We start from the raw sequence: 18,717 nt of genomic DNA on the forward strand, positions 1-18,717 counted from the left end.
ACACTCTGTGAGCGAACTCATTCGCGTACCTGACATCGGCAGCGGTGAAGGTGAAGTAATTGAACTGTTTGTGAAGGTCGGCGACCGTATCGAAGCCGATCAGAGCATCCTGACGCTGGAATCGGACAAGGCGAGCATGGAAGTGCCTGCGCCTAAGGCCGGCATTATCAAGAGCCTGAAAGTGAAGCTGGGCGATCGCCTGAAAGAAGGCGACGAACTGCTGGAACTGGAAGTCGAAGGTGCCGCTGCCCCAGCCTCTATACAGCCCCCTGCGGCGGCCGCCGCGCCAGCCAAAGCTGAAGCCAAACCGGCTGCCGCACCTGCGCCGGCGGCGCCTGCTGCCGCGCCGGCTGCTGCCAGCATCCAGCAAGTGCACGTGCCGGACATCGGTTCGTCGGGCAAGGCCCAGATCATCGAGATCCAGGTCAAGGTCGGCGACACCGTCGAGGCTGATCAGTCGCTGATCACCCTGGAATCCGACAAGGCCAGCATGGAAATCCCTTCGCCCGCCGCTGGCGTGGTCAAGGCCATCAGCGTCAAGCTCAACGACGAAGTCGGCACGGGCGATCTGATTCTGGATCTGGAAGTGGCGGGTGCTGCGGCCCCTGCTGCTGCCGCTCCTGCCCAGGCTGCTGCGCCTGCTGCCGCTGCTCCGGCGCCAGCCGCCGCGGCTCCGGCTGCACCGGTTGCCGACAGCGTTCAGGACATTCACGTCCCGGACATCGGTTCGGCTGGCAAGGCCAAGATCATCGAAGTACTGGTCAAGGCTGGCGACACTGTTGCCGCCGACCAGTCGCTGATCACCCTGGAATCCGACAAGGCGAGCATGGAAATCCCATCGCCTGCCGCTGGCGTGGTGGAAAGCATTTCCATCAAGCTGGATGACGAAGTCGGTACCGGCGACCTGATCCTGAAGCTGAAAGTCAAAGGCGCGGCACCTGCTGCAGCCCCGGCTCCGGCTGCCGCTGCTGCGCCGAGTGCTCCAGCGCCTGCCGCTGCTGCTCCGGCTGCCGCCGCTCCTGCTGCTGCCCCGGCTGCTGCTCCTGCCAAGCCTGGCGCGAAAGTTCACGCCGGCCCTGCCGTGCGTCAACTGGCCCGCGAGTTTGGCGTCGAGCTGAGCGCTGTCGGCGCCAGCGGTCCGCACGGTCGCATCCTGAAGGAAGACGTTCAGGTTTACGTCAAGGCCATGATGCAGAAGGCCAAGGAAGCTCCGGCCGCTGCAGCTGGTGCAACCGGCGGCGCGGGCATCCCGCCGATTCCGGTCGTGGACTTCAGCCGCTTCGGCGAAATCGAAGAAGTGCCGATGACACGCCTGATGCAGGTCGGCGCTGCCAACCTGCACCGCAGCTGGTTGAACGTGCCGCACGTGACGCAATTCGACTCGGCGGATATCACCGAGCTGGAAGCGTTCCGTAACGCCCAGAAAGCCGTTGCAGAGAAGGCCGGCGTCAAGCTGACCATCCTGCCGCTGCTGCTCAAGTCCTGCGCGCACCTGCTCAAGGAACTGCCGGATTTCAACAGCTCGCTGGCACCAAGCGGCAAAGCGATCATCCGCAAGAAATACGTAAACATCGGTTTCGCCGTCGACACCCCGGATGGCCTGCTGGTACCGGTCATCAAGAACGTCGACCAGAAGAGCCTCCTGCAACTGGCCGCCGAAGCTGCTTCCCTGGCTGAGAAAGCCCGGACCAAGAAGCTTTCGTCGGACGAGATGCAAGGCGCCTGCTTCACCATTTCCAGCCTCGGCCACATTGGCGGCACCGGCTTCACGCCGATCGTCAACGCGCCGGAAGTGGCGATCCTCGGTGTTTCCAAGGCAACCATCCAGCCAGTCTGGGACGGCAAAGCCTTCCAGCCGAAACTGATGCTGCCGCTGTCGCTGTCCTACGATCACCGTGTGATCAACGGCGCCGCTGCTGCACGCTTCACCAAGCGTCTGAGCGACCTGCTGGCGGACATCCGCACCATCCTGCTGTAACACCGACTGGCCCTCCCCTGGCGGAGGGCCAATCGCGTTCCACGTTTTCCGAGCGCCACGCTCGTACCTCAACCCCGTCGATTTGGCGGGGCTTTTTTTGCCCTGAAGAAAGCCCTCCGCGTTTCAGCATCCTATGTAGCAGCTGTCGAGCCCCAGCGAGGCTGCGTTCGGCTGCGTAGCAGTCGTGAATCCGGCTGACGCGGTGAGCCTGATGCACTGCAAGTTCTGGTTTGACGACTGCTACGCAGCCTCGCAAGCTCGACAGCTGCTACGGGATTGCCCCTCTTCGTGCCTTATTCCTACATCTAAGGCTTACGCCACCTACAACCCCAGTCCACTTCTGCCCGATATTTTTCTCCAGCCAATAACTAGGCTTAGTTCGGGGACTTCTAATAGAAACCTCGATAACTTAATCTGCTTAGTTAGCATTACTTCGAATGGATTCGAACATGTTCAAACCAACTGTTGGCCCAATTATCGGCCACACCACAACTAACCATGCCCGTATTTTTTTGCGCGGTGAATTACAGGACAATGCCTTGGTATTTGCAGGCATCCGTTATCGACGCACCAGTGAGCCATACTGGTCAAAAGGCGTATTTGCAAAACTGTCCGTCTTGCGCGACATGTCCGATGTCATTGCACTCAATGATCTGGCCACCGACACCGACTATGAATACCAGGCAGGCTGGTTCAGCCCCATGAACCCGGTGCATACCGTAGAGACGGTTCAGGAACTGCCGCTGCAATGGCCGCGGGAGATTTACCGCTTTCGCACGCAGTCCAGCAAAACCAGCCAGCCACGGGCCTATGTCGTCGGCTCGTGTCGTTACCTGCGAATGACCGCCGGCATTGCGTCGGCCCCACAGTTGGGCGACCGGACTTTTGCCTCGATCAACAGCCTGGCGGACAGCGCCGAACCGCCCATCAGCGCCATGCTGATGACTGGCGATCAGATTTACGTCGACGACTTGAACCTCGTGGCCCCCGACCGGGAATACAAGGACATTCTCAAAAAATACCGCACAGCCTTTTCCCAGCCTCATATTTCCAAGTTAATGTCAGGCATGCCGACTTACATGATCCTCGACGACCATGAAATAGAAGACAACTGGCCCGCCAACAAAAGTAACGCCGATGATTACTTATACAAAAATGCCATTGCAGCATATGAGTTATATCAAGCCAGTCACAGCCCCACGCATGAACTGCTGGCCAATGGGCAAGTAAGTAAAAGACTGGAACAGTATTGGTATCAGTTCTCCGAGGGTGATATCGGGTGGTTTATCACCGACAGTCGAACGCGACGCAATCTGTCGGCCAACGACCGGCGTATCCTTGACGAAGAACAGGAACAGGCGCTGCTCAAATGGCTGATCAATAGCCCGGCCCGGGTCAAATTCGTGGTCACCAGCGTCATGTTCTATCCCGACCGCAAACTAAACGGCGATGACGCCTGGAAAGCCTTCCCGGAGCAACGCCTACGGCTGCTGGAGACGATTCGTACACGCGGTATCAAGAACGTCCTGTTCATTTCCGGCGATGTCCACGGCTCCCTCACCAGTCGCCTGACCCACAGCGAGACCCCGGATTTTGAAGTTCATACCATCGTGTCCTCACCGCTGTGCAACAGCAAACTGCTGCCGTACGCCAAGGCGTCGACCTTCATTCTCGATCAAGCCCTGGCCCGAACGCCCGAGGGAGATTATCGGCATGAACTGACCAGCGAGGTGATCAGCCAGGACAATTTTGCCCATCTGGTCGTCGAGGCCGAACAGGTTCGCGTCAATTATCACGATCGGGATGGCAAGCCATTGCAGTCGATCAGCATCAAATTGCGTTGACCCTTGAAAAAGATCGCAGCCTTATTGGAGCTGCCGAAGGCTGCGATCTCTTGATTCACAACATTACTTTCGGCGCCTCGTTGAAGAATTCTCCACGTCTGCCGACATATTCTTATAGCACTTGGCCTTCATGTCTCTTGTCAGTCGGTGTCGCAATGATGCAACCTTGCCGCAGGCAACAGTAAAGAGGGCGAGAGCCCGGCGCGATCAGCATATTCGAAGCGAGTTTCCTTCAATGAAAAGCCAACCCGATGCCGCCAGCCGTATGGTGGCCGAGGTAGTGACGCAGTTGCCTGTGCCCTCGCGGCTCGGCATGCTGCGTTTCGAACGGCTGAATGAACCAAGCTGGGCGCTGCTGTTTCTCGATCCCAATTGCGAACGACAGTTCGGCCTGCCGGCGGTGGAGCTTTGTGCTCTGGTCGGCTCGCCCTACGCCAGCCTGATGGAGCCCGAAGCGCGCTATCAACTGCATGACACGATCCAGCAGCAACTCACCGAAAGCCCGCATTACCTGATCCGCTACACCTTGCACACTGCCGCCGGCGTTCTGAGCCTGCTGGAACTGGGCGAAGCCTACAAACAACACAATCGGCACCTGCTGCGCGGCTACCTGATGGTGGTAGACGGCCTGTTCGACGGCGAACCCTTGCTGCCGGCGCTGGATCTGGAAACCCAGAACTCACGCCTGCAAATCGCCCTGGAACTCAATCAACGTGCCCAGCAGGAACAACTGCAGCACCTGGACCGAGTGCGCGCCCAGCAAGACCTGATCCTGCTGCTGACCCGCCAGCGCTATAGCACCAACAATTCCCTGCAAGAAGCCGCCGAACTGATCACCCGCAGCGCCTGCGACATCTATGAAATCGACTGCGCCAGCCTGTGGAACCTCGATGGCTCGCTACTGACACCGATCTCGGCCTATCACCGCGCCACCCGGGGTCGCCAACTGCCAGAGCCGATCGACGCCAGTGGTTTTCCCGATTACCTCGACGCCTTGCACACCGGCCGCGCCATCGACGCCCACAACGCCATGCGCGACCCGCGCACCCGGGAAATCGCCGAGCACCTGCGCCCGCGCGACGTCAACGCCATGCTCGACGCCAGCATCCGCGTCGATGGCCAGGTGGTCGGCGTGCTCTGCCTGGAACAGATCGGGGCGACCCGCGCCTGGCAGTCGGACGAAATCGCCTTTGCCGGCGAACTGGCGGATCAATTCGCCCAAGTCATCAACAACCACAACCGCCGCACCGCCACCAGCGCCCTGCACCTGTTCCAGCGTGCAGTGGAGCAAAGCGCCAACGCCTTTCTGCTGGTCAATTGCGACGGCGTAGTGGAGTACGTCAACCCAAGCTTCACCGCGATCACCCAGTACACCACCGAGGAAGTCCACGGTCAGCGACTGTCGGAACTGCCGGCGCTGGAAAACCTCAGCGAATTGCTGTTCGACGCTCCGTCGGCGCTGGCCAAGAGCAACAGCTGGCAGGGCGAGTTCAAGAGCCGGCGTAAAAACCTCGAACCTTACTGGGGCCAGTTGTCGATTTCCAAGGTCTACGGCGACAACCGTGAGCTGACGCACTACATCGGCATCTACGAAGACATCACCCAGACCAAGCTCGCCCAGCAACGCATCGAGCGCCTGGCTTACACCGATAACCTGACCAACCTCGGCAACCGTCCTGCGTTCATCCGCAACCTCGATGAGCGCTTCGCCCGAGACAGCGATACACCCATCAGCCTGCTGCTGGTGGACATCGACAACTTCAAGCGGATCAACGACAGCCTCGGCCACCAGACCGGCGACAAACTGCTGATCAGCCTGGCCCGACGCCTGCGCAACAGCCTGAGTTCGAGCGGCAGTCTGGCGCGTTTTGCCAGTAACGAATTCGCGGTACTGCTGGACGACACTGACCTCTCGGCGGGCCAGCAGGTTGCCAATCAATTGCTGGCAACCCTCGACAAACCGATGTTCGTCGACAACCAGTTGATCAGCGTCACCGGCTCCGTGGGCCTGGCCTGCGCGCCGCTGCACGGTCGCGACCCACAGACGCTGATGCGCAACGCCGGCCTGGCGCTGCACAAGGCCAAGGCCAACGGTAAACACCAGGTGCAGGTGTTCACCGAAGCACTGAATGCCGAGGCCAGCTACAAACTGTTCGTCGAAAACAACCTGCGCCGCGCCCTGACCCAGAACGAACTGGACGTGTTCTACCAGCCCAAGCTGTGCCTGCGCAGCGGTCGCTTGCTGGGCATGGAAGCGCTGTTGCGCTGGAACCATCCGGAAAAAGGCATGATCCGCCCGGACCAGTTCATCAGCGTGGCCGAAGAAACCGGACTGATCATCCCGATCGGCAAATGGATCGCCCGCCAGGCCTGCCGCATGAGCAAAGACCTGACCGCCGCCGGCCTGGGCAACCTGCAAGTGGCGATCAACCTGTCGCCCAAGCAGTTCTCTGACCCGGACCTGGTGGCGTCCATCGCCAACATCCTCAAGGAAGAAGCGCTGCCGGCGAACCTGCTGGAGTTGGAACTGACCGAAGGCCTGCTGCTGGAAGCCACCGAAGACACCCACTTGCAGCTCGATCAGCTCAAGCGTCTGGGCCTGACCTTGGCGATGGACGACTTCGGCACCGGTTACTCGTCGCTCAGTTACTTGAAAAAATTCCCGATCGACATCATCAAGATCGATCGAAGCTTCATCCACGAAATCCCGGACAACCAGGACGACATGGAAATCACCTCCGCCGTGATTGCCATGGCCCACAACCTGAAACTCAAGGTCGTGGCTGAAGGCATCGAGACTGCCGAGCAACTGGCCTTCCTGCGCCGCCACCGCTGCGACGTCGGCCAGGGCTACCTGTTCGACCGACCGATCCCGGGCTCCGAGCTGATCGAAAAGCTCAAACGCTACCCGCGCGGCCCAATCGCCTGACAGCGACGTAACACTCGGGCAAACTGGCAGTCTGTATTTACATCTCAACCTGACTGAGAGGACTGATCATGGTTCTGCGCTCGGAAATTCTGGTGAACAAAAACGTGCTCCCGACTAAAGAACAAGCTCTGCCTGGCCGCGAAACCCCGATCAAGGTTCCGGAGAAACACTTCGTCAACGGCAACCCGCTGCTGGGTCCATTTCCGGGCAACGTAGAATTCGCGATCTTCGGCCTGGGTTGCTTCTGGGGCGCGGAACGCAAATTCTGGCAGCGCGAAGGCGTGTTCAGCACCTCGGTCGGTTATGCCGGCGGCTTCACGCCGAACCCGACCTACGAAGAAGTCTGCTCGGGCCTGACCGGGCACACCGAAGTGGTGCTCGTGGTGTATGAGCCGGAAAAAGTCAGCTATGAACAGCTGCTGAAAATGTTCTGGGAACTGCACAACCCGACCCAGGGCATGCGCCAGGGCAACGACATCGGCACCCAGTACCGCTCGGTGATCTACTGCACCAAACCGGAACAACTGGAAGCGGCGAAGAACAGCGCGAAAGTGTTCCAGGCGGAACTGACCAAGGCTGGCAAAGGCATCATTACCACTGAAATCGACGAAGCCCCGACGTTCTACTACGCCGAGGCGTATCACCAGCAGTACCTGGCCAAGAATCCTGAGGGGTATTGCGGGATTGGCGGTACTGGCGTGACGTGCCCGATCTAAATTTCGGCCCCTGAAAAGCATCGCGGGCAAGCCTCGCTCCTACGGTCACACCGACCTGCAGGAGCGAGGCTTGCCCGCGAAGGCGTCCGATTAGACGCCACACATGCAACTGATCAGCTCTCGGCGATCAACCAATCCATCTGCCAACCACCCTGGGTCTGCCCCAACTTCTTGGACAACCACGGCAGCAACTCACGCAACTCTTCCTCCAGCCCCCACGGCGGATTGGCAATCGCCAACCCCGAACCGTTCAAGCTGTTCGGCGTATCCAGCGGATGCACCAGCAACTCCACCCGCAGCAACTTAGGCGCACCCGTTCCGGCCAGATCCTGATAGAAGCGCCGCAACGCCCGCTGATCCTTCACCGGATACCAGATCGCCGCCACCGTTTGGCGCATCCGGCCAATCGCCTCTTTCAACGACGCCGCACAACGCTGCATCTCATCGAGCTGCTCAAATGGCGGATCGATCAACATCACCGCCCGCTTCTCCGGCACCGGCAGCAACGCACGCGGCACATGCCAGCCTTCGCCAAGGTGAACCTTCACCCGCCGATCACCCTTCATGTTGTCCTTGAGCAACACACCGTCTTCCGGGTGCTTCTCATTGAGCAACACGCGATCCTGCGGCCGGGTCAAACGCCGCGCCAACTCCGGCGACCCCGGGTAATAGCGCAACTGGCCATCCGGATTCATCTCGTGCAACACCTTCATGTAATCGGCGGTCAGCGCCGGCAAATCCGGCTGATCCCACAACCGCGCGATGCCTTCCAGGTACTCACCGGTACGACTGGCCTGATCGCCCTGCAGGTCATACAGGCCGATGCCGGCGTGAGTGTCGAGATAAGCAAACGGCTGCTCCTTGCGCGACATCAAGGCGATGAGGCGGGTCAAAGTCAGGTGTTTGAACACATCGGCGTGATTGCCGGCATGGAAGGCGTGACGATAATTCATAGCTGCTCCTGCGAAGGCCGGGAAGTTTACCCTGTACGGCGCAGGACGTCAGGGGTTCGCGGCTGAGCGGGCAAGTACAACCCCAATACCGCGCCAATCCATAAACCCTGTGGCGAGGGGGCTTGCCCCCGTTGGGCTGCAAAGCAGCCCCAAAATATCCAGACCACCCCATAACCTGTGGCGAGGGAGCTTGCTCCCGCTCGACTGCGAAGCAGTCGCCAAACCAAGCCACTCGGTACAGCTGACAAAACGGGATTGCAGGTTTTGGGACTGCTACGCAGCCCAACGGGAGCAAGCTCCCTCGCCACAAAAGCCACTCGACGTTATTCCGAAGGCCGAGCCCGCAACCGCCGCCCCACCACATCCAGCACATCGCAGCCATCGCGCAATGAAATGGCACAGAGCAAAGCAAAATCACTAAGGATGAAGGATTCACACTCGACCGAACCGCGCATGGACATGTTTTCCAGCACCTGAGTGACCGCGCGAATTCGATAGCTGGCAGTGTCGGTCAAGATATCCAGCGGCGCGTGGGTATCGACGAATAGCGTGGGCATGTCGGTGCAGTTGCCGGTTAGGGCCATGAAGCGGTTGGCGGGATGGGGGATTGGTTTTTCGTAGGGTGGATCGGGGTGAAGATTTTTCATTTTTTAGACCTTGGTGATTGAGTTAAAAGCTACCAATGGCCTTTCCTACGGGCTTGGGTGGCAGCCGTACGCGGGAGTAGGAAACTGAGCAACTCACCAAACTCAGCCACGCCGTAGCGTGCCCCGCGCACAGCTGCCGCGAACGATGTTACGGACACAGGTTAAGTGCCGCAATCAAACGACAGCGCTGATGCGCGGTGAGTTGTCCAGGGTTCCTACACCCTGCCACTGCATTTGCAGCGACAGCCAAAGACTATCCATGGATCTCACTTCGCACCAGTTCATGGAAACCGATACGGTTTGAAGGAAACTTCCGACGACCTTGCCCAGAAATTTCGCCCTACGCTATCGCCAATACGCGCAATTCTATTTTTACACCCGAATTTAGAATTGCCACCCTTATCTGAAACACATATAAATACTCAACCAAAAGCACACCAACAAAAATTAGAAAAACCACTATCTAAAAAATACCTCCTTTTATCGCAACCCCTCAAATTCTTTTATAGAGACGGGCCGCCGTCTCTCATTCGACTTATTAAACCAAGATTCAGCTTCTTTTTGACTCTGCGGAACACCATGCAAACCGAGTAAATATATTCGCCCAACTTCAAACTGGGCATTATGTTCCCCGGCATGAGCGGATTCCAAGAATAATTGCAGCGCCAACTTTTCATCTGGAGGGCCTCCGACACCATCACGGTGCATTATCGCCAAGCTTGTCTGAGCGAATAAGTTTCCCTGTCCAGCAGATTTTCCGTACCACAGCCTCGCTTCTGCATCACTTTGATCGACACCGAGCCCCTCTTGAAGCATCTTTGCTAATCGCCACTGAGCAAAAGCGCTACCGTTATCGGCTGCTTTACGATACCAGTACGCCGCAATCTCATTGTTTTTTTCTACGCCATTACTTCCATCTTCATAAATCTGAGATAGGGCAATATATGAAACCTTATGCCCTTGAGCGGCTGCTTCATGATAAAGCTTCAGCGCCAACTCATCATTCCTAGGGATTTTTTTGGAGTAACTGCCACGCAGATACAGTTGGGCCAAACCAAATTTCGCATCCGCATTCCCCTGATCAGCAGCTCGCTGATACCAGGTGAACGATTCTTCCTCATCTTTACCAGACCACGAAGTCGACAGATGCTTTCCCAATGCAACTTGCGCTATATCATTCCCCTGTTCAGCTGACTTACGAAACCAATAAAAAGAAGGCTCTTTCCCCAGCTCTGCCGCCCCGCAGAGATTTTTGCTTGCTGCCTGTCCAAAGGCCAATTGGCCAAGTGCGTCCCCCGCCAATGCAATTTTATGTAGTTGCGCCGCCTCTGGATCACACTTCCCCGTCTCCATAGTTACCAACAATTCACTCGACTGGCTAGCGAATACATGACCAACGGACGAAGCTGCTATAAAAACCGAAAAAAACACATTTTTTCTACACTTACTCATAGAGACCAAACCTTCCATAGCACCACAACTTAGGTAATCGAAACAATAATCACGCCATCTCGCCACTGCCAAACAGAGCGACCCTCCAAACTTAACTTTTTTATAGCAACATCGGGACGGATTTATTTGTTGCGCTTTAACAACACCTTCGAAGCTAGCAAGAAAATAAATCCGCCCCCTTTGCAGTCTTTATCGTAAGCACTTTCACTTATAAAAGCGGGACAGATTTACTCACCCTCTTATTTAATATTTTCTTCTGACTGATAACGCCGCAAACAGTTAAGAAGAACCATCATAAACCCTCTTTGGTCCTTAACATCCTCATCAAAATAAGTGTCAATTTTTGAAAAAACCCCGTCGAAATTGTCACCACAGCCTAAAAAATACTCCAAAGTTTCAATAAGCAACTGCCGCTCTTTTTGGCTATAGATAAAAAACTCCGGACGCATCAAGAGATCAAATAGCTCAGCGAGCTCATTCTCATCATTCACATCCTTCGAAACTATTATTTCTTCCCTTTTCAAATCACGTGTATTTTCTATATCGAAAACGAAAAGCAAACTACGTATATCCCAAATATTGTAAGAATTTTTCATTAGTCAAAATCCGCAAAAGCAGTTATCGGCTGACCCGCTGAATTCAAGTAAACTATTGCTCTGGTTTGTTCACCGTACTGCAAGCCGTCTCTCTTAAATCCCTCGCCTATTTTTTTACCCATTTCAATTGGACGCTTGGAAGCATTCAAACCACTCTGTTTAAAAATCAGCTGTGCGCGCTGTATCGCATTAAACTGATCGCGATGGCTGAGAAAGCGTGTCGCCGCAGAGGGTATTACGGGCTCGCCCCTTCGCCTCCCACTCTCGTACCTTTCTATTTCGCCGGTCCCTGGGTTCCTGCCTTCTTGCACTCGCTGAAGCTGGGACTGCAGAGGGGTTTGAGCACCATGCTTCTGTAGAAAGTGGGCCTTATCAATTGAATCTTCCATTTCTTCCAATCGCCTATGAAGAACCCCCTCAGCCAACTCATCAATCCGCGCCCTACGCTGATCACCTGTCAGCTTCGGTAGCGCCGGCTCACCCTCATCAACCCTAGCGCCAGTCGTATCATCCGGCGCCCCACACACAGGCTTATTCGGCGGCGGGCAATTCCCGCTTAACCCCAACGGATCAACCCAGCCCGTCGGATTCGGCGTGTATTGATACTGGTTCAGCCCACCCGCCAACTTGACCGGGTCCGGCGTCAGGTAGCGGCCAATCTCTGGATCATAGTACCGATGCCGGTTGTAGTGCAGACCGCTCTCGACGTCGAAGTACTGCCCCTGGAAACGCAGTGGCTGGTCAAGCTGCTCGCCTCCACCGAGTGCGAGGTCCGTGACTTTGCCGTAGGCGTTGTACTTCGCCGACCAGACGATTTCACCGCCGAAATCCGTCAGTTCCTGCGGTGTACCCAGGTGATCGAGTTGGTAGTAGAAGGGGCAGGCCTTTTTCGGGCCTTTGCCGTCGAGCATGGCCAACGGGCGGAAGCTGCCCGGCTCGTAGACGTAGCTGCGGTAGTGCTCTTTGCTGCTTTCAGCGACCACTTGGTCGCCCTGCCAGAAGAATTCGGTGGTGTGGCCGTCAACGGTTTTGGCGATGCGACGGCCAAAAGCGTCGTAGCGATAACTCGCGCAACTTCCATCCGGCAACGTGACGCCGACCAGCCGATGCTGGCAGTCATAGCGATACTCGGTGACGAGTTTCTGCCCGGTGCCGCGACGTTCGCGGATCAGGTTGCCGAAGGCGTCGTAGTCGTAATGGCGGTCGCCTTGCATCAACAGGCGATTGCCTTTGACGGCCGTCGGGCCGGGGCGGTCCTGCATCAGCAGGTTGCCGGCCGGGTCGTGGGCGAAGCTTTCCGGTGGGTCGTCGCGGGTGTGGCGGACGCGGGTCAGGCGGTTGAGTGCGTCGTAGTAGTAGCTGCGCTGGCCGTGACGGCTGTCGGCGATGGTCGCCAGGTTGCCGTTGACCGCGTAGCTGTAGTGGCGCAGGTACAGCGGCCGGGTTTGCTGGTTGATCGCGTGGGCTTGTAACCGGCCTTGTTCGTCGTAGTGGTATTGGCTGGTCAGTTGTCCTTGCTGGCGTTGCTGTTCGCGGCCGAAGACGAACTGGTGGCTGGTGAGCCGCGCGCCGTTGAGGTCAATGGCCGTCAGCGCACCACCCTTGGCGTGGTGGTAGTCGAGTTTGCTGCCGTCCGGCAGGCGCAGGCGGTTGAGCTGCCCGCAGGCATCGTAGCCATAACGCAGCGTGCCCCAGCCTTGGTGCTCGGTGATCAGGCGGTCCTGCTGGTCGTATTCGAATTCCAGCGGATGGTCGTGTCCGTCGTCGACGCTGGTCAGCCGGCCCAACGAGTCGTAGCGGTATTGGACCTGGATGCCGTCGGGCAAGGTCTTGACCAGCAACCGCCCGGCCGAGTCCCGTTGATAGCCCGTGACAAGCTGCGAGCCGTCATCACCGAACTCGGTTTTCTCCAGCAGGTGCCCGTTGAGGTCGTAGGCGTACGCGGTACGACGGCCGTCGAAGCCGGTTTCCTGTCGGATCAGGCCGCTGGGCGTGTAGTCCAGCTGATACTTTTCGCCGGATTCGTTCTCGATTTCCGTCAGCAGCAGCTGCGCATTGTCATAGCGGTATTTGAGCTGGGTACCGTCGGAATTGATCCGGCGACTGACCAGGTGCAAATCGTCGACGTATTCGTAGCGGGTGACGCGCCCCAGTTCATCGCGTTCGGCGGTGATCTTGCCGTAGGCGTTGTAGCTGAACCCACGGATGGCACCGGTAGGAAGCGTCGTCTGGATCAGTCGGCCAGCGGCATCCCATTGGTACTGGGTGACGGCACCGTGCTCGTCCTGACGAGTCGTCTGCCGTCCCAGCGCATCGTAGGAAAACGCTCGCTGACCACCGTCCGGCAGCGTTTCCTCGAGCAACTGCCCCAGGGCATTCCAGACGAACACATGCCGACTGGTGTCCGGATAGCGGATCGACAGCAACCGGCCTTGTGCGTCGTAGTGATAGTGGGTGACCTGACCGTCGGGATCGGTCGCCTCGGTGACATCACCCCGAGCATTGCGTTGGTATTTCCACACCGCCTGACCGCGATAGCGCGCATGCAGGAAACCGTTGCGATACTCGTAGGCCGTTGGCTCGTCGTCCGGCGGAATCAGCGCCACCAAGCGTCCGACGTCGTCGTAGCGGTATTCAGTGACGGCCCCGAGTGGATCCTGCTCGGCCACCAACCGGCCCTGCTCGTCGTAGGTCTTGAGCTGTTCACCGCCATCCAGCCCAACCCGGCGCACCAGCCGCGCCCGGTCGTCGTGGACGTAAACCTCTTCACTGCCGTCGATGTTCAGGACCGTGACGCTGCCCGCATCATCCCAGACGTAGCGCGCATCCATCTGCGCAAACGACGCCCAGTGCCGCACGCAGCGCGCCGCCTTGCCGGACCTTTCCCACTCCCAGAAGAAACTCGCGCCACCGGCCAGTTGCCGCTGCAAAATTACGTGGTTGTCGTCGTAGTCGTAACGTTCGCTTTCGCCGGCGGCATTGCTCGCTTCGATCAGTTGATCGCGTTCGTCGTAGTGATAACTGACCAGCGTCTGCTCGGTATACCAGGCCTCGGCGAGGGTCTGCGCCGGGCGGAAACACTGGTAGTCGACGGCGATCAGGTGGGCGCAGTCGTAACGCAACAGCAAGGCGCGGCCGGCGCCGTTGTCGAGGCGCTGAATGCGCTCCTGGCGGTCGCGGGTGATGCGCAGGCGGTTGTCGTAGGCGTCGCTGATCGCCGTCAGCCGACCCTGGTGAAAGTGGTAGAACCACGTGTCGTCGCCGGCCTGGGCGAGGATCAGTTCTTCAGGGGCATCGCCGAGATAAATCGCCGCGCGCGACAGGCTGTTGTGGATCGCCGGGCGTTCGCTGCTCGGCAGCGGGAAAGTGGTGCGGCGGTTTTCGTGGTCGATCCAGATGACCTGGTCGCCGTCGATCTCCAGTCGATGGGCGAGCGAATGGCTCCAGCCAAAGCCGAGGCCGCAGTCGATCTCGGCGGCGCTGGTGCGATAGAGTCGGGTGAAGTCGAACGGCAGGATGCCGTCCAGCGCACCGTCGGTGAGGGTCAGCAGTTCTTCGCCGGTGACCATCGACACCGGGCATTTGTTGGTCGCAGTTTTGTCGACTGAGTCGGCGCTGTCGCCGTTGGGGTTTTTCGCCTGATCCGGGGAGTCGTCGTGGTGTTCGCTTTGCTTGAGAGTGGTGTTGCGTTTGGCATCCCAGCGCAGTTGCATCCGGCCTTTTTTCAGGCCCGCTGCAACACCGCGTGCGGCGACCGCTTTGTACTGGTCGACGTACTTCATGAAGGCGCTGAGGATATTGAACGTTGCCTCAACGAAGCGCATCGCGAGACTGGCCAGCCCCATCCCGTATTTAAGACCGCGAGCCGTTAAATAGGCTTTGGCGGCGGGTATGCCGACACCTGTGAAAGCCAGTACCGAAGCAATCAGAATATCGATCAGCACCGAGACGATGACTTGGCTGGCCGCCTCTGCCGCGTTGCCGGCGATCTCGCTGGGCGGCAGCATTTCCAGCCAGAGACTGGCAGTACGCAACAGTAAACAGAGCGCCGCTTCGTCACTGGCCAGTAGCTGGATTTTTTGCATCACTTGCGGTGATTTTTCCGCCAGCTCACGCAACTGATCGGCACCGCTGCCCAACCGCTCTGCGAACCGGCCGGGATCCTTGAGGATGTCCGAGAGCAGGCTGAGGCTGTCCCAAACGCCCATGACTGCCGCCCAACTGCCCGCAAGCAGGCCGCTACCGGCAGCCGCAAAAGTCGATTGCGACCACTGAGGTTTGAAACCTTCCCACTCACTGCGTAGCCAGCCCTCCAAGTCGCTGGTCAGGCCTTTGTAAGAATCAAAAAGATCGTTGATTTTCGAGGGTGCAACTTCACCCTGGACATGAACGCGATAGAACTTGCCGGGTGTGCCTGTGAACTGCCCTTTACCATGTTCATCGAGCGTGACTGGCGTGCTTTCGCCGCCATCAACGGCAATCACATCGACCTGAATATTCCCCAATGGAATGTCATAAACCGATTCGAACTTGCTCTCGATCTGCAGAGTTCCGCCGTCCGGACACTGCGCAAGACCCGAGATAAAATCATCGTCGCCACTGCTCACCGCAGTCGTGGTGTCGCCGAGTTTTATCACCCGCTCCATATCCAACAGCGAAGGCATGTCCATCGCCCGGCTGACCCTGTCCGCATTCCGGCTCAAGAAGTTGCCAAGCTGTTGGCGATACAAAACCAGTGTGTCTTTGAAACCGTCGAGCTCCTGCTCGATCCGTACGATCTGATCCATCAGTCCAGCTCCGTCATCAGGTAATCCACCAACGCTGATTTCGGCGCTTGAGGCAGGTCTGGCGTCTCAAGAAAACTCGCGACTTTGTGCCGCAACACGCTTTCGGAGAACGCCTCATAAAGATCAGGACGGTCCTCGCTCAACCACTTCAGCAGGTTGTTGATATGCGTTGTCGCAGACTCGGTGGCGAGGTGGTTGAGCAGCGATTCAGATACTTCCCACCAGGGGAAAACCCTGGCGCTCTTCAGCGCGCTGCCACCGATATCCAGCGGTTGGCCATTGATCAGGCAGCGCCCGATCACCGGCATCAGTTGCGCAGCGTTAACCTCGGCAGACTGCAGAATCGGCAGCACATAGCGCCCATCCCAATAGCGGAAAAACACTGCGTTGCCGTTGGGCATCAGAACGTGTGTGAGGCTGCGCAAATGCTCGACCAATGCCTCTTGAGTGGCGCAAGACACCGCCAGCCACCCCCAATCGCGAGACTCAGTGGTGGCGACCCAATCCAGAAACTCACTGTCAGCAGCGACGATTCCGACATAGGGCATCACCGCTTCCCACTCGGCGTAGGCAGTACCAGCCCAGATCGGGCTCGGCGCTTGAGACGTGATCGAGCATTGCCAGGCTTTGAACGGTTCAGCTGCACTGGCGCTGCTGAAAATCGCGAATAGTTGCTCCGACGGTTGCAGTGGCTGGCGCTCCAACCAGGCGCGAGGCGACAAAACATCAGGCGGCACAGACACCGTCCTTACAGCGCTCACACTCTTCGCAGAACGGCGCATCGCTTTGCAGGCTGAGAATCTGCGCGGCACTGAGCAGCGCCGCCGGGGCTGCTGCAAGTTTCAACGGCACATCCGGCAAGCTCGGCGCAGAAGCCATGGCCGCCATCAGAGCACCACCGACCTGAATCGGCACGCTGCTGAAAATCCCGCCGGGGCCGATGTTGATCCACTGCCCGCCCGCCTGAATGGTCGCGCTGGCGCCGCCGTCGATAACCACTTGCTGGCCGGCGCTGACGTGGAATTGCTGACTGGCATTGAGGGCCTGATTGTTCACGCGAATGTGCCGGTCGCCGACCACCACCAGGTGATCGTCCAGCCGCACTTCGGTCTGGCGCTGGCCGTGGGTGATGCGTTTCTCGTCGGCCTTCAACTCATGGCGGGCGGTGCCGGTGACGACGATGCTGCGCCGGTTATCAACCTGCACCTGTTGATCGTTGAGGACGTGCTGAGTCCAGTTGCGCTGGGCGCGCAGGTAGATTTCCTCGGCGCCTTTGCGATCCTCGATGCGCAATTCGTTGTAACCGCCGCCACCGGGACTGCTTTGGCTGCGGAAAATGCTGCGGGTCTTGTCCGCCGGCAGATCGAGGGGCACAGGCGTCGCGGCGTTGGGCAGGCAACCCATCACCAGCGGTTTGTCGGCATCGGCATCGATAAACCCCACCAGCACTTCCATGCCGACGCGCGGAATCATCACGCTGCCGTAACGGTCGTGAGCCCAGCCCGTGGCGACGCGCAACCAACAACTGGAGTGTTCGTTGAGCTGCCCGTCGCGGTCCCAGGCAAGCTGAACCTTGACCCGACCATACTCGTCGCAATGGATTTCGCTGTCCGTCGGGCCGGTGACCACGGCGGGTTGATAGCCGAGCATCCGTGGCTTTTCCGGCCCCAGCGGCGGGCGAAAGGAAACGTCCCACGACGTCGCCAGAAAGGTATTGCGATAACCCTGGAAATCACCCGGGCTGTCGCTGGTGGCCGACTCTTCCAGTACTTGCGGCTGACGGCCGCGGTGTTCGATTTCGGTGATCAACCACAAGTCATTCCACGCCTGACGCGGGTGTTCGGCCAGGTGTAGGAAATGCCCGCTGGCCAAAGCGGATTCATCGCCGCGACCTTCGGCCTGACGGTAATCCGCGCTGTGCCGTTCCAGCGCTCGTTGAGCCAGATGCTTGCCGTGTTCACGATCAGTGAATTGGCCGGGGAAGTGGTAGTCCTCCAGCACCGGCCGCTGCTCGCTGTCGAGGCGGCTCTCGAGTTGCAATCGCGGTTTCTGGAAGTCGTAGTCACGACGGGTGACTGCGGTGGTGCGGGTTTCCAGCCGTACATTGAAACGCTTGATGGCCGGTGCACCCGCGGCCATCCCGCTGCCCGGCAGGTACAGCGTCGGTTCGGGCAAGCGAGGGAAAACTGTCTGATCGTCGCCGAACACCAACAGATGGCCGTCGGGGCTGTGCTGGAAGTGGTAGTGAATACCGACCTCGGCACACAGGCGCTGGATGAACGCCAGATCGCTTTCAGCGTATTGCACGCAGTACTCGCGCAGGGGGTAATCACTGCCGAGCCGGAACTCGAAGGCGTCGCGCTGGATGCCGTGGTCCTTGAGGATTTGCGTGACGATCGTCGGCACACTTTTGTGCTGGAAGATCCGCTGATTGATACGCCGGTCGAGATACGCCAGACGCGGTACGAGACTGATCTGGTACCCCGTCAGACGGTGCCCGGAATCGCTTTGGCCGACGCGAAGAATCTGACCATGAATACCGGAACCTTGCGTATCGAAACTCAGAAACGCCTGACGATGCAGCAGGCTTTCGAGCTCTATGTCGGGTCGCTCGCTGACCAGTTCCAGGTCAAAACGGTAGGGTTGGCTGATGGCTTCCTTGCCCGTGAACTCAAGCACCTTGAGCTCATTCTGGACGCCGTCGAGGGTCAACGTGAAACGCGGTTGATTGGCAGGCGCGAACATCCGATGTGTCTCTGCAGAATGAAGGCGGGCGATTCTGCATGAGCGACAAGGGGTGTTGATGGAGGGACAA

At 58.4% G+C, this 18,717-nt stretch carries 11 protein-coding genes; 4 read left to right on the forward strand and 7 right to left on the reverse strand.

All coding sequences use genetic code 11. The features are described 5' to 3' along the window. Nucleotides 1-7 precede the first annotated feature (7 nt). From aceF to msrA, 4 genes are all read left to right on the forward strand, one after another. Nucleotides 8-1,978, forward strand: a complete 1,971-nt coding sequence (aceF, locus tag AC1RL4_RS20415; RefSeq protein ID WP_230174578.1) for a dihydrolipoyllysine-residue acetyltransferase — start codon at nucleotides 8-10, stop codon at nucleotides 1,976-1,978. 449 nt (nucleotides 1,979-2,427) lie between these two features. Then, a complete protein-coding gene (locus tag AC1RL4_RS20420; RefSeq protein ID WP_230174580.1) occupies nucleotides 2,428-3,822 on the forward strand; it encodes an alkaline phosphatase D family protein in 1,395 nt (464 codons plus the stop codon). A 235-nt stretch (nucleotides 3,823-4,057) separates the two neighbouring features. After that, nucleotides 4,058-6,751, forward strand: a complete 2,694-nt coding sequence (locus AC1RL4_RS20425) for a putative bifunctional diguanylate cyclase/phosphodiesterase (RefSeq protein ID WP_096481327.1) — start codon at nucleotides 4,058-4,060, stop codon at nucleotides 6,749-6,751. Nucleotides 6,752-6,819: 68 nt separating this feature from the next. After that, nucleotides 6,820-7,467 (forward strand): peptide-methionine (S)-S-oxide reductase MsrA, encoded by a 648-nt coding sequence (gene msrA, locus AC1RL4_RS20430; RefSeq protein WP_018928566.1) that lies wholly within the window; start codon nucleotides 6,820-6,822, stop codon nucleotides 7,465-7,467. Between the two features lie 113 nt (nucleotides 7,468-7,580). Here the strand turns inward: msrA and AC1RL4_RS20435 are convergent, their stop codons facing one another. The 7 genes from AC1RL4_RS20435 to AC1RL4_RS20465 form a co-directional block, all read right to left on the reverse strand. Next, on the reverse strand, nucleotides 7,581-8,420 hold the full coding sequence (locus tag AC1RL4_RS20435) for a 23S rRNA (adenine(2030)-N(6))-methyltransferase RlmJ (protein WP_018928567.1): 840 nt from the start codon (nucleotides 8,418-8,420) through the stop codon (nucleotides 7,581-7,583). A gap of 323 nt (nucleotides 8,421-8,743) precedes the next feature. After that, nucleotides 8,744-9,067, reverse strand: a complete 324-nt coding sequence (locus tag AC1RL4_RS20440) for a hypothetical protein (protein WP_105340539.1) — start codon at nucleotides 9,065-9,067, stop codon at nucleotides 8,744-8,746. Between the two features lie 480 nt (nucleotides 9,068-9,547). After that, on the reverse strand, nucleotides 9,548-10,537 hold the full coding sequence (locus AC1RL4_RS20445) for a tetratricopeptide repeat protein (RefSeq protein ID WP_230174581.1): 990 nt from the start codon (nucleotides 10,535-10,537) through the stop codon (nucleotides 9,548-9,550). Nucleotides 10,538-10,758: 221 nt separating this feature from the next. Further along, nucleotides 10,759-11,115: a hypothetical protein gene (locus AC1RL4_RS20450; protein ID WP_230174583.1), complete on the reverse strand. Its 357-nt coding sequence runs from the start codon at nucleotides 11,113-11,115 to the stop codon at nucleotides 10,759-10,761. Beyond that, complete coding sequence (locus tag AC1RL4_RS20455; RefSeq protein WP_356688471.1) at nucleotides 11,115-15,902, reverse strand: RHS repeat-associated core domain-containing protein; 4,788 nt, start codon at nucleotides 15,900-15,902, stop codon at nucleotides 11,115-11,117. Before AC1RL4_RS20455 ends, AC1RL4_RS20450 begins: the two co-directional genes overlap by 1 nt. Further along, the gene (locus AC1RL4_RS20460; RefSeq protein ID WP_230174585.1) at nucleotides 15,902-16,639 is read right to left on the reverse strand and encodes a DUF4123 domain-containing protein; all 738 of its coding nucleotides are present in this window, start codon (nucleotides 16,637-16,639) and stop codon (nucleotides 15,902-15,904) included. The genes AC1RL4_RS20455 and AC1RL4_RS20460 overlap by 1 nt, the downstream gene beginning before the upstream one ends. After that, complete coding sequence (locus AC1RL4_RS20465) at nucleotides 16,629-18,647, reverse strand: type VI secretion system Vgr family protein (RefSeq protein WP_230174587.1); 2,019 nt, start codon at nucleotides 18,645-18,647, stop codon at nucleotides 16,629-16,631. Before AC1RL4_RS20465 ends, AC1RL4_RS20460 begins: the two co-directional genes overlap by 11 nt. Nucleotides 18,648-18,717 lie beyond the last annotated feature (70 nt).

It is taken from the genome of Pseudomonas sp. GW822-FHT07A10 (assembly GCF_058798795.1).

Bases quoted from the DNA above. Each gene is read 5' to 3' on its own strand.
- AC1RL4_RS20445 (WP_230174581.1), bottom strand. From the start codon at position 10,537: ATGGAAGGTTTGGTCTCTATGAGTAAGTGTAGAAAAAATGTGTTTTTT.
- AC1RL4_RS20435 (WP_018928567.1), bottom strand. From the start codon at position 8,420: ATGAATTATCGTCACGCCTTCCATGCCGGCAATCACGCCGATGTGTTC.
- AC1RL4_RS20465 (WP_230174587.1), bottom strand. From the start codon at position 18,647: ATGTTCGCGCCTGCCAATCAACCGCGTTTCACGTTGACCCTCGACGGC.
- AC1RL4_RS20455 (WP_356688471.1), bottom strand. From the start codon at position 15,902: ATGGATCAGATCGTACGGATCGAGCAGGAGCTCGACGGTTTCAAAGAC.
- AC1RL4_RS20450 (WP_230174583.1), bottom strand. From the start codon at position 11,115: ATGAAAAATTCTTACAATATTTGGGATATACGTAGTTTGCTTTTCGTT.
- AC1RL4_RS20420 (WP_230174580.1), top strand. From the start codon at position 2,428: ATGTTCAAACCAACTGTTGGCCCAATTATCGGCCACACCACAACTAAC.
- msrA (WP_018928566.1), top strand. From the start codon at position 6,820: ATGGTTCTGCGCTCGGAAATTCTGGTGAACAAAAACGTGCTCCCGACT.
- AC1RL4_RS20440 (WP_105340539.1), bottom strand. From the start codon at position 9,067: ATGAAAAATCTTCACCCCGATCCACCCTACGAAAAACCAATCCCCCAT.
- AC1RL4_RS20425 (WP_096481327.1), top strand. From the start codon at position 4,058: ATGAAAAGCCAACCCGATGCCGCCAGCCGTATGGTGGCCGAGGTAGTG.